Genomic DNA, 22,397 nt, shown 5'->3' with positions numbered 1-22,397 from the left:
GGGAGGGTTTCGTCATGACCGACAACACAATGCATCTCGCGGCCGAGGCCACGACCAAGAAAAAGATGAACCTGATGCAGCTCACCTTCATCGTTGCCGTCAACATGATGGGGTCGGGCATTATCATGCTGCCCGCCAACATGGCCCAGGTCGGCGCGATCTCGCTGCTTTCCTGGCTCGTGACCGCTATCGGTTCGATGGCGATCGCTTATGGCTTCGCCCAGGCCGGGCTGTTCAACCAGCGTCCCGGCGGCATGTCCGCCTATGCGGAGGATGCCTACGGGAAAGACGGCTACTTCATGGTGTTCTTCCTGTATTTTCTTTCACTTGCCGTCGGCAATGTCGCGATCGGCATCTCGGCCGTTGGCTATCTGGCCGGATTTTTTCCTATACTGACGTCCACGCCCATCATGACATGCGTGGCGCTGATCATCCTCCTATGGCTGACCACGGCTGCCAATTTCGGCGGGCCGCGCATTACCGGGCGTATCGGCTCGATTACGGTCTGGGGCGTCATCCTTCCGGTCGGGCTGCTGTCGATCATCGGCTGGCTCTGGTTCAGTTCAAGCACATTCGGCGCTGCCTGGAATCCGAAAGGCCTGACGCTTGCGCAAGGCATGGGATCGAGCATTTCGCTGACGCTTTGGGCCTTCCTCGGCATGGAGTCCGCCGCGCAGAATTCCGATGCCGTCGAGAATCCCAAGCGTGACGTACCGCTCGCCTGCATGTTCGGCACGCTGGGCGCCGCCGTCATCTATATTCTGTCGACGACGGTCATCCAGGGCATCGTGCCAAATGCCGATCTCGCCACCTCCACAGGGCCGTTCGCACTGGCCTATGCCACGATGTTCAATTCGACGATCGGTTCGATCGTCATGGCGCTGGCGGTGCTTGCCTGCCTAGGCTCTTTGCTGGGCTGGCAGTTCACGATCGCCCAGACGGCCAAGACTGCTGCGGAAGAGAGGATGTTTCCATCGATATTTTCACGGGTTAACGAGATGGGTGCACCTGTCAGCGGCATGATCATTCTCGGCATCGTGCAGACCTGTCTCGCCCTGATGACCATCTCACCGACGCTCAGCGAGCAGTTCTCCGCTCTCGTCAATCTCGCCGTCGTGACGAATGTGCTGCCTTATATCATCGCGCTTTCAGCGCTGTTCGTAATGATGAAGGCTGCCGGTGTGCCCCAGGCGAAATACAGGCTGAACGCCGTCATCGCCCTGGTCGGCATGGCTTACAGCGTTTTCGCCATCTATGCCTCCGGCAAGGATGCGGTACTCGGCGGCATGATCGTCACAGGGATCGGTTTCATCATTTACGGGCTTATCGCCCCGCGTTTCGCCAGCGGCGTGAACCGGGCGCCGGCCGAATAACACAGGGAGGACCAAACATGTCAGGGAGAAATGGTCGCTGGGCGGCAATTGCCGCCTCTGCCCTCGCCGTAATGGCCGCCTCGGCCGTCGCACCGCCCGCCCATGCACAGACGCTCGAGCGCGTCAGGACGACCAGCGCGCTGAAATTCGGCTACGACCCCGACGCGAGGCCTTTTTCATTCGATGCCCAGCAGGGCAAACCCGACGGCTATGCGGTTGCCCTCTGCGACCGGATCGCCGATAGCCTGAGGGCGCAGCTGAACCTGTCGAAGCTCGACGTGGAATGGGTTTCCCTTTCAGGCGACGCCAAGCTGCGTGCCATACAGGACGGCACGGTGGACCTTGTCTGCGGGGCAGAGCCGGTGACGCTCAGTCGCAGGCAGCAGGTCTCATTCTCGCTGCCGATCTTCCCGAGCGGCACCGGGGCGCTGCTCAATGCGAGTGCTCCGCTGGCCCTGCGCGAGGTTCTGCAATATGGCGAGCCATCAAGCCGCCCCGTGTGGCGCGGCGCGCCGGCCCGCACGATCCTCGAGCACAAGACATTCTCCTCGATAGCCGGAACGACAAGCGAAGGCTGGCTGTCCGACAAGATCAAGACGTTTCAGCTCGCGGCGACGGCGACGCCCGTGAGCAACTATCAACAGGGGATAGAGCGCGTCCTGGACGGCAGTTCGGCGGTACTCTTCGGCGACATGCCACTTCTGATGGATGCCGCCGCCCGCAGCGACAATTCCGGTAATCTCATCATCCTTGAGCGTCATTTCACCTACGAACCCCTCGGCCTCGAGCTGGCGCGCGGGGACGAGGATTTTCGCCTCGCCGTCGATCGCGCACTGAGCCAGGCCTATGCAGCACAGAATTTCCGGGCGTTTTTTACAACATGGTTTGGGCAACCTGACGACGCAGTCGTGACCTTCTTCCGGCAGACGGCCCTTCCGGAATGAGGCCACGAGCAGAGTAGAAAAGACCGAGCAAGACAGGGATCATCGGCGTCGGCCAGGAGAGAGCGGCAACAGATCATCGCCATCCAGGTGATCAGACGGGAGTGAAAGTTGAGCCTCCTTTTTAAAGAGATTCGCGATAGCCCCATGCTCTGGCTGCTGGCCGCCGTGCCGGTGGTGTTCGCAGCTGCGGCGCTCTTCCCCGAGGCCCATACGGCGCTTTTCGTCCTGTCGGTGCTGGCCATCGTCCCGTTGGCCGGCCTGCTCAGTCATGCGACCGAATCCGTTGCCGCCAAGACGGGTGACGCCGCGGGTGGGCTGTTGAATGCGACCCTTGGCAATCTTACCGAACTGGTTATCGCGCTGGCTGCCCTGCAGGCCGGCGAATATACGCTGGTGAAGGCATCCATCGCCGGAGCGATCGTTACCAACACGCTGTTCATGCTGGGTGCTTCGTTTCTGCTCGGCGGGCTCAAATACCACATTCAGGAGTTCAACCGGGCCAGTGCGCGTATTCAATCCGGCCTGCTTTTCCTGGCCACAGTCGCGCTGCTGATGCCTTCGGCGCTTGGCGAATTGGACACGGCATCGGTCGCGCCAGTCACTCAAACGCTCAGTCTCAGCCTCGCTGCCTTGCTGATCGTCGGGTACGGGCTTGGGCTGTTGTTCACGCTTCGGACGCATCGGGAATTTTTTTCTTCAACGGAACATGCCGAGGCCGGCGAAGCGCCGTGGCCGATTGGTCTTGCTCTTTGCACACTTGCCGGCGTCACCGTACTCGTGGCCCTGGTGAGCGAGATTTTCGTCGAGTCCGTGCAGGAAGCGGCCGAAGCCTTCGGAATGACCCCCGCCTTTGTCGGTTTCATCGTCGTCGCATTGGTCGGCGGCGCAGCCGAAATGGCCTCGGCGTTTTCAGGCGCGCGCAAGAACCGGCTGGATCTGAGCGTGGGCATCGCGCTCGGGAGCGCTTCCCAGATTGCCTTGTTCGTTGCGCCCGTTCTGGTCTTGATGAGTTATTTCATCGGTCCGTCACCGATGGATCTGCAATTCTGGCCAGGTGCCGTGACGATGATGTTTCTTGCGACGGTGACTGCGATGTTCGTCACCAACAGCGGGCGATCCGCATGGTTTGTCGGCGTGCTCGTGCTGATGGTGTATATGATTTTCGCCATAACACTGTACGTCCTGCCGCCGGCAGTACGATGAGGTCCCGCGTTCCCAGACGGGCGCGATTGGGCGGCGGACATCATACCCGGCAGATGAGAAGGCTGTTCTTCATTGCACTCGCAGAGCAGCTTCGTGTCATCTGGCCGATCCTTTCCGGCATCGTGTCGATCATGGTCGCATCCGGACTTGCAATTTGGCGGATCGAGAATTGGCGGATCGATGAAGCGCTTTATTTTACCTTCGTGACGGGACTGACCATCGGCTACGGCGACTTCACGCCCAAACATGTTTCGGCCCGAATACTGGCTTTGGTCATCGGTTTTGCAGGGATCGTGCTGACCGGCGTCATTGCAGCCGTCACAGTAAAGGCCCTGAGCGTGACGGACCGAGACGACAGCTAGACCTCGCCAGATTGCCGGCGCCACGTGGCTCTCGTTTCCAAATTCGTACATTTTATTTGTGATCTCGGGGAACGATCCGATATCTTGGTGACTTCGTAATCCATTGCAGGGGTGTGTTGAATGCGGAGCTGATCCATGAGCAAAGAACGTGGCCGCAGAAAACTAATGTTGCGACTCCCCGATATCCGGCATCTTCTGGAGAGCTTGACCAGTGAAGCGCTCGCGGAGATGTTTGAATCCTACGATCTTGCCGTCGATGCACTGGAGCGGTTCCGAAGTAGGAGCCCGAGGGACGAGAAGCTGATCATCGAATATGAACAGCTCTGCCACGAAATAGAGCAGGAGGTCGTCGTCTACTGCAAGAACCGGTGAGTCCCGCCAGCGCCGCTGGCGATCTATCCCAGAGGGGATCTCGCCTGCCTCGACGGGGCCGTCATTGCGGGTGTTCGATGCGTTCCGATTGAGCATCGAATCTCGCGGGGCGGCTATTTTCCGATCCAGTCGAACCCGAAGGCCAGGCCCAGGCTTTCAGCAGTTCGTAGAAGACGCCGAGAACGACCGGCCCCAAAAACAGCCCCAGCAGGCCTTGTGACAAGGTGCCGCCGATGACGCCGATCAGTATCACCGGCATTGGAGTGGAGAGGCCGCGCGCCATCAAGATCGGTTTCAGTATGTTATCGACGATCATGATGGGGATCGCCACGACGGTGAAAGCCAAGGCGATCCATGTCGGCCAGGAGAACCACGCCCAAACGATGACCGGCAAAAGAATAAGCGCAGGCCCGAGCTGCATCAGGCACAGGGCGAACACAAGAAAGGTCAAAGGCCCGCCCGCCGGAACACCAAAAAGGGTAAAACACAGCCCGCATAACAGCGCTTGCAGGAAGGCAACGCCAATGACGCCCCGCGATACATTGCGCACCGTAGCTCCCGCCAGCCGGGCAAAGCCGACGCCCTTTTCACCGGCGATCCGGCTTGCCAGCACCTGTATGGTTGCAGCCAGGCGTGCTGACCGCGTGAGCAATACGCCCGAAAGAATGATCGAAACGACAAAGCTCAAAACGCCGCCGCCGATCGAGGCAAGCTTCGTGACGATAACGCCCGTCACTTCACGAATGGGCGCCTGAAACTTGACGATGGTAGCGGCCAGATCGCCTGCAATCTTATTCCACGCGTCGTGGATCCGCTCGCCGACGACAGGCCATTCGCGAATGGCGTCCGGCGCTGAAGGGAGCGTGAAGTTCCCCGTCCGTAACTTGTCGATCAACACCTGCGCGGTGTCGGCAAAATTCACCGCAACGAGGGCCAGGGGCGCAATGATCAGGACGAGACAAAAGACGACAATAATTGCGGCCGCGATGACGGGCCTGTTTCCGATCAGCCTGGAAAGCGCCTCGAATATCGGGAAAAGGGCGACCGCAAGGATGGCCGACCAGATGACGATCAGCGCAAAGGGAGCAATCAGAACGACGGTCCAGTAGGCAAAAAGCCCGACAATGCCCAATCGGACAAGGTCGCTTATTCTCGCCTCTATCGAAATCTGCCCTGACCCGGCTCCCTGCGCCGCCGTATCGCCTGTATTCTCCATCGTTGCGTCCCGTCCGCCATGTTCTAGAGCGGTTCAGCTTTTCGCGGAAACGCAGAACCGCTCTAACCTTTTGTTCTGACGCAATTCCCGGCAAAAGCGCTTCGCGCTTTGCCTGGAATTGCTCCAGGCTGAGGTCGTCTTATGACGTCGTATCCGGCACAACATGGCGGATGCTACGGTCCTCCATGAAATCCGCCGGCCGCTTCTGACGTTTGCCGAGATCGGGTGCTTCAAACTTCACACGCTCATAAGGGATTGATTGCAGGATGTGCGAGATGCAATTGACCCGGGCACGCTTCTTGTCGTCCGAGGGCACAACCCACCACGGCGCATGGTTGCTGTCGGTCATCCGCAGCATCTCGTCATAGACACGCGTGTAGTCCCACCAGCGCTGATAGGATTCAACATCCATAGGGCTGAGTTTCCACTGTCGCGTCGGGTCGTCGATCCGGCGCCTGAAACGGCGTTCCTGCTCTTCCTCGCTGACCGTCAGGAAGTATTTCAGCAGAACGACGCCGCTTTCGACGATCGCAGCCTCGAAGCGGGGCGCCAATTCAAGAAAGCGCTGCGCCTTCTTTTCGCTGCAGAATCCCATGACACGATCGACGCCGGCGCGGTTGTACCAACTACGGTCGAATATGACGATTTCGCCAGCGGCCGGCATATGAGCGATATAACGCTGCATGTAGATCTGAGATTTCTCGCGGTCGGTGGGCGCCGGCAATGCCACGACGCGAAAGACCCGTGGACTGACCTTTTCCGTTATACGCTTGATCATGCCGCCTTTGCCGGCGGCATCCCGCCCCTCGAAGACGATGACGACTCTCGCACCGGATTTCTTGATCCAGGCTTGCAAATGAGCCAACTCGACCTGCAGGCGCTCGATCTCCTTGTCATAATCCCATGATTTCTTTTTCTTCTTATCCTTTCCGACGCGGCCTGCCTCTCCATCCGTCTTTGCGGGCTCGTAATTCTCGTCCATTTCTCTCTCCCTTGCGCGAACATATCCTAGCCTGCCGACGCGGTGCTGCCGGCCTCGCCGACACGTCCGATCAGCGCTTGCAACGCCTCTTCCCTGCCGTTGAAAAGATTGTGGGCGCCGATCGCTTCGACGACCCCCGCGCGCTCGAGGATGCCGCGGCTTTGTTCGCTGAGGTCGGTCATTGCAAAGACGATATTTCGCTTCGCCAGGATCTCGGCCACGGCATCGAGCGCGGCTGCGCCGGTGCTGTCGATATGCGTGACGGCGCTGGCATCGAGTACGAGGCATCTGGTTTCGGCAGGAAGTCCCTTCGCTACCGATGTCAACCGCATGCGCACGTAATCGGCGTTGTAAAACAGAATGCTGCCTTGGATGGCGAAGACGGCGGCCCCCTCGATGGGGTGAGCTTCCGGAAAACGGGCGAGATCGAAAAAGCCGTGCCGCCCATCGATACGGCCAAGAAGACCGTCGCGGGGAAACATCGTCTGACGCAAGAGATAGACGAGCGTTGCCGCAACCGCGACGATGACGCCGTTGAGAACACCGAAGCTGATTGCGCCCCACATGGCGATCAGCGCAAAAATGAATTCCATGCGGCTGATGCGCCAGATTTTTTTCAATTCGTGAATATCGATGAGGCTGATCGCCGCCGTTGCGAGGATTGCGGCGAGCGCGGGAATGGGGAGTATCCGCAGCGCACTGTGAAGGAAAACGAGCGCTGCGATCAGCGTCGCGGCCGACACTAGCCCTGCGACCTGAGAGACGCCGCCCGTCGACAGATTTATCGCGGTTCGAGAATCCGAGACGCTGACGGGAAACGAGCCGAACAGGCCGGGCGCGATATTGGCCGCACCAAGTCCGATCAATTCCTGATTGGCGTCGACCTCCTCTCCGGTTCGTGACCCGAAGCTTCTTGCCGCGACGATGCCGGCGCCAAAGCTGACGAGAAAGATCGCGGCCGAACCGAGTACGATCTTGTCGAGAGGCATCTGATGCAATGCAGGCAGGGATAGGCGCGGCAGTCCGCTTGGGATATCGCCGACAACTGCAATGCCCCGGCCTTGGAAGTCGAAGATCGCCGAAAGGACGACCGAGAGGACAACCACCAGGACAGGGCCCGGAACTCTGAACCGGAAGGCTCGGACGATCCATAACAGGGCGAACATGAAGAGGCCGAGAACGAGCGAAGGCCAGTGGATCAGGCTACTCTTGGCGAGCATTTCGACGAGCGGCGGGATCAGTCCTTCCGATTCGATCTTCACTCCGGTGAAGCGACCGATTTGTCCAACAAGGATCGAGAGCGATACGCCAGCGAAGAAACCCACCAGAATGGGACGGGACAGAAAGCTCGCGAGAACGCCGAGCCTCAGCAATTTCGCCGCAATGCAAAAGACACCGACGCCAAGCGCAAGGGCCGACGCGATAGCGACCCTGTCGGTACCTGCCGTCGTGGGTTCGGCCGCGATGATGGCACCCATGGCGGCCGCCAGGACGGTCATGGTCGCGGCGTCTGGCCCGACGACCAAAAGCCGGGAAGGACCAAAGATCGCATAGGCGATCGGGGCAATGATGCTGGCATAGATGCCGGTCTCCGGCGGCAGGCCGGCGATGGCGGGATAGGCGATGGCGCTCGGCAAGCCGACTGCGGCGATCGACAGTCCGGCCGGAATGTCACTGCGGAGCCAGTCTTTGTTGAAGCCGGCCAAGCCCCGCAACATCGGAAGACTCTCTATCACCGCTGGCTCCTTATCCTTTGCCGCTGGCGCGCATCAATGTTCGAGGAACACGTAGTTCATCCAGCTGCTCATGCGCAGCAGCACCTTGCGCAGGACGGCGACATGGTGCCAATGATGGGTGTAGACTGCGACCTCCGCGACCACGCCGCCCGGCAGTTGATAATCATCGGTGTTTTCGAGCAGCTCGATCCGAGCCAGCGTTTGTCCGGGCGATAGGCGCTCGGGCGATTGCGGGTCGATCAGCGCGCCGCTCGGCTGCAGCTGGCCCTGGGCCATCACATCGATGACCTCTTGCACCCGCGCCTTAAATATCTTGCCGGGCACGGCTTTGAAGGCGACCTCCGCCTCGTCGCCGACGTGGACGCGCTGCAGCGAATTCTGGATGAAGGCTGCCCCCAGCATCCGGTCCTGACTGTCGATGAAGACCATGACCGGCCGCAGCGGAAGGGGATTGGCCATCATTCCAGGGCGGAGGAAGACCTGCGTGACGTAGCCGTCAGACGGCGCCCGCACCACCGTCTGATCAAGCTCGTATTCGGCATTGTTCAGCTCCGCCTGCAGCCTTGCAACCGTCGGGTTCGTTCCGTTGATGTCAGACTCGTAGGCGAGCCTTGCCTGCGCGGCTTGTGCGCGGGCGGTGTCGACCGTAGCTTCCGACGTCAGATAGATGCCGCGCCGGTTTTCCACCTCGAGTTCGGAAAAGACGGCACCCTTGCCGCTCGACTTTGCATTTTCGTTCGATTGCTGGAATTTCTCGAAGGCCTGCTGGGACCTGTCCCTTGAGGCTTCGGCGCCCGTGACCGCCGCATTGGCTGCATCCAAGGCCGCTTTCAATTGCAGAACCGACTGCTCGGCTTCGGCGAGCGCGGCTTTCTTCTGATCAACCGTGAACTGATAGGGCCGGGGATCGATGCGAAAGAGGATGTCGCCCTTCTTCAGGGGCGCATTCGGTGTCACCGGCACCTCGACGACCTGTCCTCCGACGACGGGAATAACGGGAGCCGAAGTGAAATAAATGCGCCCGTCGCTCGAATACGGATGATTGTAGCTCATCAAAAGCAGCAGGGTGGAGATGAGGAAGATCCCGCCGAGGACGGCCGTCGCGAGCGTCCACTGGTTCACCGGAATCCTGAACACTTTGAAGATCGTCCAGCAGATCGCGGCATAGGTCAGTACGAGGAGCAGATCCATCAGGCGGTCTCCTTCTCCGGCGTTTGCGCCTCAAGCTCGGCGATCCGGGCATGGAGACGAGCAATTTCCGCATTCGCTTCGGCTTCCGCCGATAGTTTTCCGTCTTGACGGATACCCCAGCCGCGGTCTTCACGGTAAAGCGTCGCCCAGATGAACAGGAACGGCCAGATCGCATGAAGCGTGAAGAGGCTGACCCATCCAGCGACATGGATGGCATCCTGATGGGGGTGATTGCGCGCCTTGGCGATCAGATGCGGAATGTCGTGAATGGCAATCACGGCATAGAAAAGGGTGACCACGACAAAGGCCAATACCCCCAAGGCAAAATAGTCGAGAAACACGACCCCTCCCTTCCGGCTTGGCTTACCCGAGCCGTCGATCGCAAAGCGAAGGTGGAATAGTAGGCCCGTTTCGGCGCAAAGGCCCGTAGCATCGCGTAATCTCTATCGGGGCGTTCGCGGACGATCCGCCCGGGGGATTTGTCGGCGTGGAAGGAAACGAGCGAGATCGGCGAGGCGAATCCCGTTTGCCGTCTCGTATCGCGCATGGGATGCGTCTTCAGAGGCCGAGCACCGTAGGATCGCGTATTTTACGTCTCCAGACGGTCCGCCTGTTATATAGTTTCCGCACTGCTTAGTGCAGTTTCGTCGGCGGGGGCGGAGATGGCGTCGGGAGAAAGTAGTTCGACATATTTGTCCGCTCTTGAAACGGCAGAGGATTATTTCCCCGACCAGGCGAGGCTGGTGCAGCGGCTTTTCTACGTCGATGAGGCTTTTCACAGCATGTGCGAGGATCTCGCTGCCGCGGCGCAGGCTTTGGCGCATGTCGAACAGTTGCCCGACACGTTGAGAGAAGCGCGGCGGCTCGAATATGCAGGCCTGGTCGATGCCTTGTTGAAAGAGATGAGGGAGGCGATTTCACAATCTAAAATTGTAATGCTCCGGCGGTCACCCGCCATCGGCCCGAAATCTCCGTGAACGCATCCGTCATTCAACTGATTCTAGGGAGGTCCATGTGCGATGAAAGCAATTTCCCGCAAACTGCTTGGTGGGTTGTCCGCTCTGGCGATCATTGCGCTGCAGCCAGCCTTTCCCATACGAGCACAGGCCCCTGCGCCGGCTGCGGCGCCCACCCAGCCGAGCCCAGAACAGCCTGCGGCTGCCCTTCTTTCGGAGGATGAACTCGAGGTGCTGGTGGCGCGGATCGCGCTTTATCCGGACGAACTGGTCGCGGCGATTTCGGCCGCCTCCCTCTTTCCCGTGCAAATCATCGAAGCGCAGCGCTTCCTGGAAGCGAAAAAGAAAAATGCCGATCTCAAGCCCAAAAGCGATTGGGACGGCAGCGTCGTTTCGCTGCTCAACTACCCTGACATCGTCAAGATGATGAGCGAGGATCTCGATTGGACTCAATCACTCGCCGATGCACTCGCCAATCAGCAGAAGGACGTGCTGATTGCCATCCAGCAGCTTCGTGACGAGGCGGTGGCAAAGAACATCATCAAGACGGACGACAAGGTGACGGTCGTCACCGAAAACGACAACGTCATTATCCGGCCGACCAATCCCGAGAAGATCTATATCCCGCAATATCCGCCGGAAATGCTTTATGAACCAGACTATGCCGCGGCGCCGATTTCCTATTATCCCGATTCTTACGACAGCTACTACTATCCGGGCGCCACGTTCTTTGCCGGCGCGGTCACCGGGCTTGCCTGGGCCGCCGTCGTCAATTGGGACGACTGGGGCGTATGGGGCGGTCGCTGGGGCGGCGGCGATATCGACATCGATTGCAACAATTGCCTGAATAATCGTAACTTCAACGGAAAAATGAAGTGGAACGACGTCGACTGGGCGAATGTCGACCGCAGTAAGCTGAGCATCGGCAAGGACCAGCTTGCCAAGCTGGACCGGTCGGCGATCAAATCGGGGCTTCAGGCCGACAATCGCAATCAACTGCGCAACAAGGCCGCAGATATCCAGGCGGGTCAAAGGCCGGGCAATCGCGGGACGGCCGCTCGTGCGGACGATATCCGAAAAAACACGGCGCAAGGGCTGAAGGCCAAACCGCAGGCGAACAGGCCGACGGCCGCCAATCGTCAGAACGTATCCCGGCCAGAAACCCGTCCTCAAAATTCGGCTAATCGCCCCGCACAGAGATCCGTCAACAAACCCAGCAAACCGCAAATGGCCGCCCGGCCAGACAATCGCGGACGCCAGTCGAGCGCACTTGGCAATGTGCAGTCCGGCCGCCAGCAGAACGTCGCCTCGAAACGAGGCGCGCAAAGCATGGGCGCCCGCCCGGCGGCCCGTCCCCAGCATCACTCGCGCCCGATGCCGTCCCGCGGTGGTGGCGGCGGCCGCGGTGGCGGTGGCGGCCGTGGCGGCGGCGGGCGGCGATGACACCCCTTACGAGCCCATGGAGTTACATCATGAGACATCAATCGATGGTAGTCCCGCTCATGCTTGCAGCAGCGCTTTGCACGATGCCGACGACGCCGGCGCTTTCGCAGGTGCAGACGGATCTCGCCGAATACAAGGCGGCAACGCCCGCACCGAAATTCGACAGCCCGTCTCTTGCACTCGACCGGCTGAAGTCGGTGCTCGGTTCCAACAATATCGGGGATCTTGGGGATCTGCTCGGCCTGAACGCAGACAGGCTGCGCTCGAGCAACGAGGCTATGATCGCTTATGGATTGATCCGGGAAGGCGCCGAGCGACAACTGACCTTGAAAGACGTCGAAGGTGCCAAGATCGTCGTGATCGGCAATCGCCTCTGGCCTCTGCCGTTTCCGCTGACTAAGGACAAGGACGGGAAGTGGTCCTTCGACACGCAGCGCGGCCTCCAGGAGATCATCAATCGGCGCATCGGCGAAAACGAACTCGCGACGATCGACACGATGCATGAATATGTGGCAGCGCAGTATCAATATGCGTCCGAAGATCGCGATGGTGACGGTATTTATGAGTTCGCCAAAAAGTTGATCAGCAGTCCGGGCAAGCTGGACGGCCTCTATTGGGACCAGAACGTCTATGCGGAGGAAAGCCCGGCAAGCGCGCTGGTCGAGACGGCCGCCTTCGGCGCCGCCAAACGCGGGGAAGGTTATTTCGGATACCGCTATCGCATTTTGACCGCCCAGGGCGACAACGTGCTGGGCGGCAAACAGAGCTACGTCATCAATGGTTATATGACGGGTGGCTTTGCGCTCATCGCCTGGCCGGTCAAATATCGGGTAACCGGCGTGCAGACCTTTGTCGTCAACGGGATGAGCGCGATCTATCAACGCGATTTGGGGCCACAAACGGAACAGCGCGCCGCCGCAATCAAGGAATTCAATCCGGACGCCAATTGGACTATTGTAAGCGAATAGGGTCTTACAGCGTAGCGCCGTCGTCGGCCGCCGCATGTACCCAGAGGCGGCTGCATGATGCAACCGCCATGGCGCGATTGGAATAGCGTTTGTTGCCCGTGACTTCCCGCCCTAGCCATTGCGGTAGGGGCGGCAGGTTATATTCGCTCGCTATTTCAAACTCCGCGAGCGTCAACCCTTCATAGGCTCCGGCAAAGACGTCTACATCCCATTTTCTGCCCTCGTGCAGTACCCGGTAGCGGGTTTTTTCAATGACATGGCCGGTCGCATGGAGAAGCAGATCCCGTGCCTCCTCGACAGGAATCTCGTATTCATATTCGTCCTTGGCGAGCCCCACTGTGCGGAATTTGATCGTCAGGCAAGCAGAACGGCCGTCAATCAGGCGAACACGTACGGAGTTCTCATCGCGAGACAGATAAGCCTGCGGCAGGACATGCGAAGCGCCGGCAACTCTCGTTACGCACGAGGAACTTGCGCTCGATCTCGATCGCTTTCAAGTTGATCGCCTCTACATGCTGCTGCCGGTCACTCGACAGGCGGCTCCCAAGTGAGGAAGAAACCGACGTCTCCGGGCATGCCGTCCGGGAAGTTGATGATCATGGCCTTCAGCCCATAACCCTGCGGTTTGGCAACTTCCTCGAAGAGCTCGAGGAGTTCCTTTGCCTTTCCCTGCAGCGTCTTCTGCCATCCGGACAGATTGTTGTTGATGGCCCGGCCGCTGTCCGTGCAGAACGTCGACGGAAAGCTGTAGATCAGCGCCTCGTATTTGCCGTCTGCGGCTGCTTTCATGACCAGCCGCTTGATGACGGCGCGTTCTGTTTCGCCAATCTGCTTGCGAAAGAAATCCTCGACAAACTCGGCGTGTTTCTTTGCTTCACGCGCCTTGATCTTTTCGCTGCGCTCCATCTCGAGAAGCTGAAGCTCCAGAGCGCGTTTGCGCAGTTCCTCTGCGCTTGTCATGGGTTGGGGTGTAGAGGTCTCAGGTGATGTCATCGCAGGCTCCTCCAGAATACACGGCGATGATAGAGCGCGCTTGGAGGCTAAGGCAGTAAAATACATGTCGACGCTGGTAGAATACGGTATCCTACGCGTGCATTTCGTAAACTGTGACTTACGTCCATCATTTGGCTATTCACGGGCTTCGTTCAGTATTGGTTAGGTTATTCGGCTGGGCGGCATTGCCGTCACGCTGGACGGGGACTATTCTCTAGGGCTGCGTGCTGCTGGTTGTTCGCAATCGGAGTCTGGGGGGACCGATGACGAGTGCAGGCATAAACAGGGTCACCACCTCACAGGAGGAGGTGCAGCAGCAACTCGAGCGCATTCTTTCCAGCCGGGAGTTCCGCCTTCCCGAACGGGCAAGGAGGTTCCTTGAATTCGTGGTCACGGAAACGCTTGAGGGCCGTCGCGACTACCTGAAGGCCTTTACCATCGCACAGGCCGTTTTTGGCAGAGACGCGAACTTCGATGCCCAGCAGGATCCCTGCGTTCGCATCGAAGCTGGTCGGCTGAGACGGGAACTGGAACACTACTACCTGACCGCCGGCGATGCGGACCGGATCATCATCACCATCCCCAAGGGCGGCTACGCGCCGGTCTTCGATGTCGTCAGCGGTGCTGAACCCACTGATAGATCGGCGCTTGAGAAGTCCGATCGGCCCGGCTCGTCAGGCGACGATAACGGCCAGATCACTACGGCCGCGGATACGATCGGCCGGGAACAGGCGGACCGGCGCTTCTGGCCCGGCAGATATTGGCTTCTTGCAGCGGGCGCGGTGATTGTCCTGGCCTCGGCAGCGGCTCTCCTTCGGCAGGTCGGATTGCCGAGCGCGGAACGCGAAACGACATCAGGAGCCGATAATCGCCCCACCATTATCGTCGAGCGTTTTGAAAGCGTCTCTGACGGGAGCCTTGCCTCCGACATCTCTCGCGGCATGACCGACGACATCATCGAGAAGCTGGTGCGCTTCAATGATATCGTTGTCGTCACCGACATGCCGCGGAATAAATACGGCGAAGCCTCGTCACGGCCGCTCTACGCCCTCCAGGGAAGTGTGCGGATCGAAGGCAGCAAGCTGCGCTCGACAGCCAGACTCGTGCGGCGGGCGGATGCCGCCGTCATCTGGGCAAGCGATTATGATGCTGACATGAAGGTGCAAGGCATCCCGAAAACGCAAGCAAGCCTTGCCGGGGATATCGCGACGGCGGTCGCGCGTCCATTCGGCGTGATGTTCCAGACCGATACCGCGGCCATCGCCGGAAGCGCGGACGCTCTTTCATGCGTTCTGTCCTACTACAGCTACCGCAGCGAAATGACCATGCAGGCTCACGAGGTGGCAAAATCCTGCCTGCAGCAGGCCGTGAAAAAAATGCCGGCCGATTCCAATATCGTGGCCCTTCTTTCGTTGATCCATCTCGACGAGTTCCGCTTTTCATACCAACTTCACACGAAATCGACGGCCGCCACGCTCAGCCTGGCGAAGGAACTTGCCGAGCAAGCCGTGCGACTCGACCCGAGGAATGCACGCGCGCTTCAGGCACTGATGCTTGCAAACTTTTTCGACAATGATCCAGCCGGGGCCCTCAGTGCCGGCGCCGCCGCCTATGCCAGCAATCCCAACGATACCGAGGTGGCGGGTGAATACGGCCTGCGCCTGTCAATGTCGGGGAAATGGGATCAAGGCTGCACACTGATTTCAGAGGCAGTCGGCAAGAATGCCGGACCACGCGGATATTACGAGGTCGGAATGGCGCTCTGCGCCTTCATGCGGGGTGATACGCAGGCTGCGGAACTGTGGTCGCGCATGTCGGATCTCAATTACAATCCGATGCATCGTCTCGTATTGCTCTCCATTCTCGGCACGCTTGGAAAAAAGCAGGAAGCAGCGGAACAGCTTGATTGGATCAGGCGCGAGGCACCCGCATTGATGCCAAACATCAGGCAGGAGGTCGCCAGGCGGCTGGCTCGGACCGAAGATCAAAAGCGTTTTCTTTCGGGAATAGAAGCCGCTGGCCTTTCTGTGCAATAGGGCAAAGGTCCGAAGGAGGTGTCGTTTGGGGAAACTTGTCCGCTTTCAGCCTGCATCAATCGATCGAGCAGGCCTATTCTTGTATCCTCCTTACACTCACCAATCACGGCCCGCCCTCCCACAACATCATGTTCCTAAGCTCGCTCGCCGAGGAGCATGACCGACGGCTGATCGAGGCCTTTCCTCGCAACCAGCACAGAGAACCCGGGGCCTTTTTTGAGCGCTCGGGAAGCATGCAATCGGTCAGCTAATTTTCAGCCAATGCCTCACCCAAGCCACAGCGCCATCGCTGGCATAGGCGACAACCTCGCCAATAGTGAGGCCGGCGAAGGCTATGAGACCTGAGATGCCGCAGCCCGGCGCCTTCCTGTGGCCCCAAGCGCTGCTTCACTGCCTGGTGGTTTTCCTCGCAGCGGAAACATACCTCGACATATTTGCAGAGAGAATGTCTTGCGGCATTGCAATAGTTGATAACGCACTGCAATATAACTGTCACAAATCTGTGCAGTTGGGGCGCCGTACGATGAGGATTTGCATCTACAAGTCGGAAAGAGCACCTGAGCTTACCCTCTTGCTGAGAGAAGGCTTGCCTGTCCCGTTCGATACAACGATAGACAAATGGACCAAAATCAAGGTCGTCACCGACAGGGAAATGAGAGCAGACCTTCTGATTCAAATGGGCGGCGCGGGGTATGCGTTAGTTCGACTTGGCGGGATGAGACAACATTAGGCGATAGCACCGCCTTGTGCCGCGTTGTCACGACAAGACCGTCGCATCGCGTGGATTTTTCTGCTTGGAAAGACATGCGCTTGGCGCTCACGACCCGACCGGCGGCCACATTGCGCGCCTCGGACTGAAAGCTGCCTCGTTGACTTAGGGGTATTGAAGGATGCGAACCGCCGATCACGCTCAAATGCTTCGGCGAGATTCACAACGCGCCCTGCGGTGACGGAACACCGACGCGAATGGCCCGCGAGAAATTCGGCGAAACACCGTCGTCTTGCGCCCTTGCAGCGATGTGTGCGGCGGACCGCAATTGGGACAGGGGAACCGAGGTATCCAGCGCGCCCCGGTCATAGGCGTATTCCGGCAGGTATCCGTTCACGATAAGGCGCCAGTCCGTCGGTACGGCGTCGCCTGCGACGCGCATCATCTTGACGATGGTCGTCGTGCAGTTGGTCGTCAGCGAATTGTAGAAGGCGGGCGTGGCCGCGAGGGTGTTTGCGTCGGAAACGTATTCGCGCAGAAGAAGCCTCGCAGCCCCCGGCGACGCCCTCAGGCGATAGATCTGGACGTCCTCACCACGAAAATTGGAGCGGAGACCGATCACATCCCTTTCGTCTGCGGCAAGGATGACCAGGGGACTGCTTTTGAAGAGGTCTGCCAGCGGTGAGAACGAACCTCCGGAAAGGCGACGCACTTCGATGGACCACGCCAGATAGCGGCCGTCGTCGAAGCCGAAGCTCATGATGACATGCGCGATGTTCGGACCTGACCAATACGACATGAACATGTCGACGCTCTTCAGCTTGTTCAGGTCGTAACTGCGTGTCGTCCATCGTTCCGTAAAGTCGGTGGTGCTGCGCCACTGGAAATCGCGGACATTTGTCAGCGTCAACAGCTCACCGTCGAATTCGCCGGTGACCTGACGAGCGACGTCCGGAGCCCACGCGCCATTTGCCGGCGGTTCGATCGTACTCCACCAGACGAGGACAAGGACGAACGCGGCCGCAAACGCGAGGACTGCACGAAAGCGCCTTCTGCCAAGGAGAGCCACGATGACCCAGGCGCCAAAAAGCCCGAACAAGATGGCGCTGGCGTGCCTGCCAACCTCGGGCAACGGCAAGCGGTACCAAAGCGCGAGCGACGACCAGGCCGATGCAAAGGCGACAAGCAACACCAGCGCTGCAATGATGATCGCACGGACCGGTCGAACCATTTTTTGCTTTTCCAAACGAGTTTGAAGCATCCGTCCTGATCATGGACCCTATCGGTTTCCGGACTCGAAGCCCAGAACCTAGACGGCCGGCAGGAATGGTCTCGATATCGAGCGGGGAATTCTCGAAACCTGCGGGTGGCTTGACTGCGGTCTTTCAGCGAAAATCACCGCGGGCGACACTCTCAGCCGCTGCAACTACTTCGTCGTCCTGACCGCGTTTCATCGCGTCGATACCCGTCCGGCCATCCAAAGCCCCGTGCGGCGTGACAAGGAACCGGTAAACCGCCCATGCACCGCCCAGAACCTCATGCAATTTCGGAAGCGCAGGATAGGGCCGACCGTCCCGATCGAGTTGCCATAACGGAAAACGGAAGCCTCGTTTGGCGCCGTCGAGACCGAGAACCTGCCCGTTCTGGCGCTTTGTGTTGACGGTGACGCGCGAAACGCCGAGCAGGTCCGCGAACGCTTCCGCGCTGAGCATATCGTCCTCCGCGAGAATTTCCGCCGCGCGACGCCTGCCACGTTCCCGTGCGGCGACCAACGCTGCCTGGAGTTCGTCATCCAGCTCTGGCACCTCTTCTACCGGAAACACATCCTGATGAGGCAGCGGCTCTTCTTCAACGACTGAAATCGTCTGCGCTCCGACCAGCGGATCCACGACGACGCGGAAACTGACCTGATGGCCGGCTTCTCGGCTCAGCTTAACCGCCTTGGCGTATTGTCTGATCAGCGCCTTCTCGAAATCGGCTTTCCGTGGCAGTTTCATCGAGAGCGCAATGGTGGGAGAATCGTTTCGGGGTTCGTTGGCGAGAGTTTTCGTAGCGGGCATGGTCTTCGGCCTCCTGCGCTATAACCTAGGCAGGATACGACAGTTCGTCAAGTTTGTTAAGTTCGTAAATCACCTCTTTCGGCCTGCCGCAGCTCAGGAAAATGGACGAGGCCTTTGGCGATCGCGCCTATGTATCGCTCCGCCGGTGACGACGGCGATGCCGTAACTGTTAGCGTGGCCGGCAGGGACGGTCTCAACGATGAAGAGGCGATGGAGCGGGCGAAGGCCGTGATGATTGCGTTGACCGCGTTCGGGAGGCGAAGCGGCGGGCCGTTGCGACGCTCCAGCATTATCCAAGCGATGCGAAGTTTGGAGCAATCCGCTTGTGATGGCGGTAACTCATATACGCAAATTTGTCCTTCGAAGCGGCCCACGCGTGGACTAACCGCATAATCTCGCCCGCGGTCACGAGCCGCGCCGAATCCGACCGCGCCACGTCACTTTTCGCAGAGCCGTCGGCCGCCGGAATATGGCTGATAGGTACAATCGGACGGCCGGAAGGAACGGTAACTGCGCGAGCAGGCGGTGATATTACAGGACTGTGGCACGCCCTGACCATCGCTTGCCGCTCCTGTCGATCGCACTCCATCCAGGGTAGGTTCGGCCGTCGCCTGCCGTATGAAGTCACGCCAAATATGCGCTGGCAAGGCGCCGCCCGTCACCCCCTTCATCGGTGCGTCGTCATCGTTGCCAACCCAGACACCGACGACCAGCGATTCCGTGAAGCCGACGAACCAGGCATCGCGATTGTTCTGGCTGGTGCCGGTCTTGCCGGCTGCGAACGAGCCAGGGTCTGCTTCACGCCCAGTGCCGCGCTCGACCACCAACTGCAGGAGCCCGAGGAGATCGGATTGGTAGGGCGAAAGATCGACATTCGGCTTTGATTGTAAGCCAACTCGAAACACGTTGGGCTGCCCTGCCGCTTGAAATTCGATGATGCCCCAGGGTTTAACAGGTGCCCTGCCGAGTTGGACAGACGCATAGGCGCTTGTGAGGTTAAGCAGATTTACTTCGGATGTCCCAAGCGCCAAAGACGGGGTGCTGACGAGAGGCGCATCGATGCCCAGTTCACGCGCTGCAGCGATCACATTGTCCAAACCAACCTCTTCGGCAAGCGCCACTGAAGCGGCATTGAGTGATCGCGCGAACGCCTCGGCAAGCGTAACCCAACCTCGATAATTGCCACTGGAATTTTCTGGCGACCAGCCATTGATGTCAATTGGCGCATCCAGAACCTGGTCAGACAAGGTGAGCCCAGCCTTTAATGCTGCGTAATAGACGAACAGCTTGAAGGTGGAACCCGGCTGGCGCATCGCAGTGACGGCGCGGTTGAACTGGCTTGCCTTGTAGTCGCGCCCGCCAACCATCGCGACGACCGCGCCATCGGGCGTCATCGCAACCAACGCGGCCTGCGATGCTCCGACTGTCTTTCCTTCACCGTCCAAGGCTCCTTTCACGACCCGTTCGGCGATTTGCTGCAATTGCGGCACCAGCGTGGTTCGCACCGTCGTCGAACCTGGCGAGGAACCGGCGATTTCGCTCGCTTGCGGCGAAATCCAGTCCGCAAACCAGCTTCCCGAGCGCGGCGTTGGCGTCGTTGGATGCAGCTTGGTAAAGCTCGCCTTGGCCTCCGCCGCCTCTGGCGCGGTGATCTTTTCATTTGTTGCCATCGCGTCGAGAACGACTGTGGTGCGCTGCCGGGCGCCTTCGAAATTGTCGATAGGATTCCATTGACTTGGCGCCCGCAGCAACCCCGCCAGCATCGCCGACTCCGGCAGGTTAAGGGCGCTGATATCCTTGTTGAAATAGATTCGCGCGGCGGCAGGCATGCCAGTGGCCCCCGCGCCAAGATAGACGCTGTTGAGATAGCGCGTCAGGATTTCCCTCTTGCCGAGCTTCCACTCCAGCCAGACTGCGATCACAACCTCCTGTATCTTTCGCTTTATCGTTCGATCGCTGTCGAGGTATTGCAGCTTGATGAGTTGCTGGGTGATCGTGCTGCCACCCTCCACCACTGAGCCAGCCTCCAAATTCCGGAGAAACGCCCTCCCGATCCCTCGTGGATCGACGCCGAAATGACTCATGAACCGGCGGTCCTCAATTGAAAGGACGGCATCGATCAGATGGGGCGGGAACTGGTCGTATTGCGCATATGGCCCTTGATAAGGTCCCTGCCTTACCAGCGGCGCACCGTCAGCGGTTTCCAGAACAACGATAGGCTTCAACGTCCCGTGACGGATCTCGCTCCACGGCACGTCTTTTAGTGCCCACACCAGCACGCTGCATGCGAGAAAGCTGACAAGCAAGGCCGCCCCCACAGCGAATTTCCACCAGTTCGCCGGAAGCCATCGGCGCCGGCGACTTTCGCGCGGCTTGGTACGCCGATCACGAATGCCGCGCCCGACTTTGATCGCAGCAGTCGTCATCCATTTGGTGGGAGCTGATATGTTTTCCAGCCGCATCAACCTCCTTAGCTTCGTTCTCAAAAACGAAGCCATCGTCTTGGTCTTTGCCAATGCAGAACTTGCATGCAAATCGTGGCGCAGCGCACGTAGTAGATTGCTCGCGGCCTGTCGAGTTTGGAAGAAGGGTCCGTGGGGGAATTGCGGGCTGTCGGTCTGGGTGGTTTCCGGCGAATCCGAGGCGGTCACTTGAGTTGCCGTATCCGCGGGCTGATTGCGACCCGTGCTCGAGTTGTCAACGCTTTCGCCTGAGGATTTGGGAGGATTAGGCATGGGCTACCGCTAGAAGGCCAAAGTAAACGTGAACTTATAGCCGGGCGATGCTGAGGGTTCTATCGTAAAAGATTCCAATGGCTCCGAGGAGTTTTCCCTGTGGCGATAAGTGCGGGATTGCAGGAATGCCAAGGCGCCCATAGCCAGCAGCGATAGAAGCTGCCGGCATCCCTATCCCCGCCGAATTGGAACACCTTTTCTAAGCCGGCCGAAGAAGGTTTTGGAGGGCCTGGGCGCCCAGGCATCGAAATGACCGATGCAAATAGAGGGAGGCTGGTCCAGCCCCCAAATTCCATCGTGACGGATGAGGACGCTTTGATCCGGCTGCTAATCTGACAAGCCCAGCTTAATGGTCTGCAGGACGCCCTGTAACTCTAGTGGTGTTTGAGGTGGCGGCCGCCCAACGCACAGGAGATTTCAATGCTTGGGGTTCAGCAAGTGCTCGCTGAGCGGCCCACCTAATAATACAAACTATTTATCGAAACACTGCTCAATTTGTATTTTCGAGCGAAATCAAATAATGAACTCTTTAATTGTAAAGAAAATCTGTGGACACAGAACTCTAAAAAGTATTATTTATTGAAAAGATACAGAGGATGCACAAAGTATCCTTGTAACACCATGACGCGTTATGCCTATAAAACACCCAATTTCTTGATCCCCGCTCTGACGGGGTTTTCTTTACAGGCATCGTTATTTGATTGTACCGGGAACCTGGCCGATCCCTTATCCGTTAGATAGGTAGGAAAGCACGGGTGTTCCTCCTGTGCGATCCGTCTTTACCAAACTTGCCCCGTCTCGGCGGGGCCTTTTTGAACGCTCGGGAAGCATCCGATCGGTCAGTTGATCTTCAGACAGTGCCTCACCCAAGCCACAGCGCGATCGCTCGAGGCCCTGCTCCGTCTGCAAGGTCAAAAATAGCTGTACTGTCCTGAACCTTGCCCGCGCCGATATCTCGAGTATTGGGTAGGAACGCCCTGTGACCGGCCGTGCCAATTAAGTGTGATGCTGATCTACAGTGGAGGTGCTGCTGTATGTCAGAGCGTCCGTGGTTTGTGTTGACGACGTTCCTGCCGAGTGATGGCTCGCTGCGCGAGTTTTCGGCCCATGAGGGCCAT

Annotated in this window: 19 protein-coding genes and 3 pseudogenes; 11 read left to right on the top strand and 11 right to left on the bottom strand. The window is 59.0% G+C overall.

What is annotated here, in order from left to right:
• Positions 1-14: 14 nt before the first annotated feature.
• From potE to EFB14_RS10555, 5 genes are all read left to right on the top strand, one after another.
• The gene (gene potE / locus EFB14_RS10575; protein ID WP_126825099.1) at positions 15-1,373 is read left to right on the top strand and encodes a putrescine-ornithine antiporter; all 1,359 of its coding nucleotides are present in this window, start codon (positions 15-17) and stop codon (positions 1,371-1,373) included.
• A gap of 17 nt (positions 1,374-1,390) precedes the next feature.
• A complete protein-coding gene (locus EFB14_RS10570) occupies positions 1,391-2,317 on the top strand; it encodes an amino acid ABC transporter substrate-binding protein (RefSeq protein WP_126825096.1) in 927 nt (308 codons plus the stop codon).
• A 108-nt stretch (positions 2,318-2,425) separates the two neighbouring features.
• Positions 2,426-3,520 (top strand): calcium/proton exchanger, encoded by a 1,095-nt coding sequence (cax, locus tag EFB14_RS10565; RefSeq protein WP_126825093.1) that lies wholly within the window; start codon positions 2,426-2,428, stop codon positions 3,518-3,520.
• 53 nt (positions 3,521-3,573) lie between these two features.
• Complete coding sequence (locus EFB14_RS10560; protein WP_183604828.1) at positions 3,574-3,882, top strand: potassium channel family protein; 309 nt, start codon at positions 3,574-3,576, stop codon at positions 3,880-3,882.
• Positions 3,883-4,017: 135 nt separating this feature from the next.
• The gene (locus EFB14_RS10555) at positions 4,018-4,254 is read left to right on the top strand and encodes a hypothetical protein (protein ID WP_125842944.1); all 237 of its coding nucleotides are present in this window, start codon (positions 4,018-4,020) and stop codon (positions 4,252-4,254) included.
• A gap of 61 nt (positions 4,255-4,315) precedes the next feature.
• Here the strand turns inward: EFB14_RS10555 and EFB14_RS10550 are convergent, their stop codons facing one another.
• The 5 genes from EFB14_RS10550 to EFB14_RS10530 form a co-directional block, all read right to left on the bottom strand.
• Positions 4,316-5,470 carry an AI-2E family transporter gene (locus EFB14_RS10550; RefSeq protein ID WP_126825090.1) on the bottom strand — a complete coding sequence of 385 codons (1,155 nt, stop codon included), beginning with the start codon at positions 5,468-5,470 and terminating at the stop codon, positions 4,316-4,318.
• Positions 5,471-5,609: 139 nt separating this feature from the next.
• Positions 5,610-6,452 carry a polyphosphate kinase 2 gene (gene ppk2, locus EFB14_RS10545; protein WP_125842948.1) on the bottom strand — a complete coding sequence of 281 codons (843 nt, stop codon included), beginning with the start codon at positions 6,450-6,452 and terminating at the stop codon, positions 5,610-5,612.
• 26 nt (positions 6,453-6,478) lie between these two features.
• Complete coding sequence (locus tag EFB14_RS10540; protein WP_126825088.1) at positions 6,479-8,188, bottom strand: SulP family inorganic anion transporter; 1,710 nt, start codon at positions 8,186-8,188, stop codon at positions 6,479-6,481.
• 33 nt (positions 8,189-8,221) lie between these two features.
• The gene (locus EFB14_RS10535) at positions 8,222-9,379 is read right to left on the bottom strand and encodes an HlyD family secretion protein (RefSeq protein ID WP_125842953.1); all 1,158 of its coding nucleotides are present in this window, start codon (positions 9,377-9,379) and stop codon (positions 8,222-8,224) included.
• Complete coding sequence (locus tag EFB14_RS10530; RefSeq protein WP_125842955.1) at positions 9,379-9,720, bottom strand: DUF3302 domain-containing protein; 342 nt, start codon at positions 9,718-9,720, stop codon at positions 9,379-9,381. Before EFB14_RS10530 ends, EFB14_RS10535 begins: the two co-directional genes overlap by 1 nt.
• 321 nt (positions 9,721-10,041) lie before the next feature.
• Between EFB14_RS10530 and EFB14_RS10525 the strand changes: the two genes are divergently transcribed.
• Genes EFB14_RS10525 through EFB14_RS10515 form a run of 3 tightly spaced genes read left to right on the top strand, consistent with a single transcriptional unit; the run spans position 10,042 to position 12,746 of the window.
• On the top strand, positions 10,042-10,356 hold the full coding sequence (locus EFB14_RS10525; protein WP_125842957.1) for a hypothetical protein: 315 nt from the start codon (positions 10,042-10,044) through the stop codon (positions 10,354-10,356).
• 42 nt (positions 10,357-10,398) lie between these two features.
• Positions 10,399-11,778: a DUF3300 domain-containing protein gene (locus EFB14_RS10520; protein ID WP_126825084.1), complete on the top strand. Its 1,380-nt coding sequence runs from the start codon at positions 10,399-10,401 to the stop codon at positions 11,776-11,778.
• Positions 11,779-11,807: 29 nt separating this feature from the next.
• Positions 11,808-12,746, top strand: coding sequence for a DUF2950 family protein (locus EFB14_RS10515; RefSeq protein ID WP_125842961.1), 939 nt, complete (start codon positions 11,808-11,810; stop codon positions 12,744-12,746).
• A gap of 4 nt (positions 12,747-12,750) precedes the next feature.
• Here EFB14_RS10515 and EFB14_RS10510 read toward each other — a convergent pair.
• Positions 12,751-13,243: pseudogene (locus EFB14_RS10510) on the bottom strand (CYTH domain-containing protein).
• A 28-nt stretch (positions 13,244-13,271) separates the two neighbouring features.
• Positions 13,272-13,739, bottom strand: coding sequence for a hypothetical protein (locus tag EFB14_RS10505; RefSeq protein WP_125842963.1), 468 nt, complete (start codon positions 13,737-13,739; stop codon positions 13,272-13,274).
• A 263-nt stretch (positions 13,740-14,002) separates the two neighbouring features.
• Here EFB14_RS10505 and EFB14_RS10500 point away from each other — a divergent pair, with 263 nt between their 5' ends.
• Together EFB14_RS10500 and EFB14_RS33375 are read left to right on the top strand one after the other, a co-directional pair.
• The gene (locus tag EFB14_RS10500; RefSeq protein ID WP_126825081.1) at positions 14,003-15,775 is read left to right on the top strand and encodes a hypothetical protein; all 1,773 of its coding nucleotides are present in this window, start codon (positions 14,003-14,005) and stop codon (positions 15,773-15,775) included.
• Between the two features lie 38 nt (positions 15,776-15,813).
• Positions 15,814-15,990: pseudogene (locus tag EFB14_RS33375) on the top strand (HEPN domain-containing protein); the annotation flags it as partial.
• Between the two features lie 28 nt (positions 15,991-16,018).
• Here EFB14_RS33375 and EFB14_RS33370 read toward each other — a convergent pair.
• Positions 16,019-16,135 (bottom strand): annotated as a pseudogene (locus tag EFB14_RS33370) (DUF1515 domain-containing protein); the annotation flags it as partial.
• On the opposite strand from EFB14_RS33370, the gene EFB14_RS10490 reads away from it, so the two are divergent.
• Positions 16,122-16,505: a hypothetical protein gene (locus EFB14_RS10490; RefSeq protein WP_126825078.1), complete on the top strand. Its 384-nt coding sequence runs from the start codon at positions 16,122-16,124 to the stop codon at positions 16,503-16,505. The pseudogene EFB14_RS33370 and the gene EFB14_RS10490 sit on opposite strands and share 14 nt — an antisense overlap.
• A 199-nt stretch (positions 16,506-16,704) precedes the next feature.
• Here the strand turns inward: EFB14_RS10490 and EFB14_RS10485 are convergent, their stop codons facing one another.
• The 3 genes from EFB14_RS10485 to EFB14_RS10470 form a co-directional block, all read right to left on the bottom strand.
• Positions 16,705-17,715 (bottom strand): Lnb N-terminal periplasmic domain-containing protein, encoded by a 1,011-nt coding sequence (locus EFB14_RS10485; protein ID WP_126825319.1) that lies wholly within the window; start codon positions 17,713-17,715, stop codon positions 16,705-16,707.
• Between the two features lie 154 nt (positions 17,716-17,869).
• The gene (locus EFB14_RS10480; RefSeq protein ID WP_126825075.1) at positions 17,870-18,544 is read right to left on the bottom strand and encodes an XRE family transcriptional regulator; all 675 of its coding nucleotides are present in this window, start codon (positions 18,542-18,544) and stop codon (positions 17,870-17,872) included.
• A 437-nt stretch (positions 18,545-18,981) separates the two neighbouring features.
• Positions 18,982-21,279: a PBP1A family penicillin-binding protein gene (locus EFB14_RS10470; protein ID WP_125842969.1), complete on the bottom strand. Its 2,298-nt coding sequence runs from the start codon at positions 21,277-21,279 to the stop codon at positions 18,982-18,984.
• Positions 21,280-22,397: the final 1,118 nt, after the last annotated feature.

The sequence above is a fragment of the Rhizobium fabae genome (genome assembly GCF_003985135.1).
Lineage (GTDB): Bacteria > Pseudomonadota > Alphaproteobacteria > Rhizobiales > Rhizobiaceae > Rhizobium > Rhizobium pisi.
This window is presented reverse-complemented; position numbering and strand designations above follow the sequence as displayed.

Coding starts and splice junctions, on each gene's coding strand:
- potE (WP_126825099.1), top strand. CDS start 15: ATGACCGACAACACAATGCATCTCGCGGCCGAGGCCACGACCAAGAAA.
- EFB14_RS10570 (WP_126825096.1), top strand. CDS start 1,391: ATGTCAGGGAGAAATGGTCGCTGGGCGGCAATTGCCGCCTCTGCCCTC.
- EFB14_RS10560 (WP_183604828.1), top strand. CDS start 3,574: ATGAGAAGGCTGTTCTTCATTGCACTCGCAGAGCAGCTTCGTGTCATC.
- EFB14_RS10555 (WP_125842944.1), top strand. CDS start 4,018: ATGAGCAAAGAACGTGGCCGCAGAAAACTAATGTTGCGACTCCCCGAT.
- EFB14_RS10550 (WP_126825090.1), bottom strand. CDS start 5,470: ATGGAGAATACAGGCGATACGGCGGCGCAGGGAGCCGGGTCAGGGCAG.
- ppk2 (WP_125842948.1), bottom strand. CDS start 6,452: ATGGACGAGAATTACGAGCCCGCAAAGACGGATGGAGAGGCAGGCCGC.
- EFB14_RS10535 (WP_125842953.1), bottom strand. CDS start 9,379: ATGGATCTGCTCCTCGTACTGACCTATGCCGCGATCTGCTGGACGATC.
- EFB14_RS10525 (WP_125842957.1), top strand. CDS start 10,042: ATGGCGTCGGGAGAAAGTAGTTCGACATATTTGTCCGCTCTTGAAACG.
- EFB14_RS10520 (WP_126825084.1), top strand. CDS start 10,399: ATGAAAGCAATTTCCCGCAAACTGCTTGGTGGGTTGTCCGCTCTGGCG.
- EFB14_RS10515 (WP_125842961.1), top strand. CDS start 11,808: ATGAGACATCAATCGATGGTAGTCCCGCTCATGCTTGCAGCAGCGCTT.
- EFB14_RS10505 (WP_125842963.1), bottom strand. CDS start 13,739: ATGACATCACCTGAGACCTCTACACCCCAACCCATGACAAGCGCAGAG.
- EFB14_RS10500 (WP_126825081.1), top strand. CDS start 14,003: ATGACGAGTGCAGGCATAAACAGGGTCACCACCTCACAGGAGGAGGTG.
- EFB14_RS10490 (WP_126825078.1), top strand. CDS start 16,122: ATGCCGCAGCCCGGCGCCTTCCTGTGGCCCCAAGCGCTGCTTCACTGC.
- EFB14_RS10485 (WP_126825319.1), bottom strand. CDS start 17,715: ATGGTTCGACCGGTCCGTGCGATCATCATTGCAGCGCTGGTGTTGCTT.
- EFB14_RS10480 (WP_126825075.1), bottom strand. CDS start 18,544: ATGCCCGCTACGAAAACTCTCGCCAACGAACCCCGAAACGATTCTCCC.
- EFB14_RS10470 (WP_125842969.1), bottom strand. CDS start 21,279: ATGCCTAATCCTCCCAAATCCTCAGGCGAAAGCGTTGACAACTCGAGC.